The sequence below is a fragment of the Actinoallomurus acaciae genome (genome assembly GCF_042429965.1).
Taxonomy (GTDB): domain Bacteria; phylum Actinomycetota; class Actinomycetes; order Streptosporangiales; family Streptosporangiaceae; genus Actinoallomurus; species Actinoallomurus acaciae.
On the sequence record NZ_JBHLZP010001308.1, the window covers coordinates 360 to 801 of the forward strand.

The window sequence follows — 442 nt, forward strand, 5'->3', positions numbered from 1 at the left end:
TCGGCACCGACCCGCTCCACCCCCAGCACCGAGGCGAACAGCGCGCAGAACCGGCGTTCCAGCTCGGTGACCGGCTCCCGGGAGCCCGGGGCGGCGCCGATCGCCGGCGCCGGCAGCGCACGGCGGTCGACCTTGCCGGACGGGGTCGACGGGAACCGGTCCAGCGCGACGAACGCGGCGGGCATCATGTGCTCGGGCAGCGCGGCGCGTACCGCGGCCCGCAACCGTTCCTCCAGCGCCGGTCCGTGCTCGCCGGAGTCGACGTAGGCGACCAGGCGCGGCCCGCCGCGCCCGTCCCGCCAGGGCAGAACGACCGCGCCGCGCACACCGTCGCAGCCGGTCAGCACGGCCTCGATCTCCCCGGGCTCGATCCGGAACCCGCGGATCTTGATCTGGTCGTCGGCCCGGCCGGCGAACTCCAGGGTGCCGTCCCTGCGCCACC

General features: G+C 76.5%; 1 pseudogene (running past one end of the window). It reads right to left on the reverse strand.

The features are described from left to right. A pseudogene (locus tag ACFFNX_RS52230) lies at positions 1 to 347 on the reverse strand (AMP-binding enzyme); it reaches 76 nt to the left of the window's first position. Positions 348 to 442 lie beyond the last annotated feature (95 nt).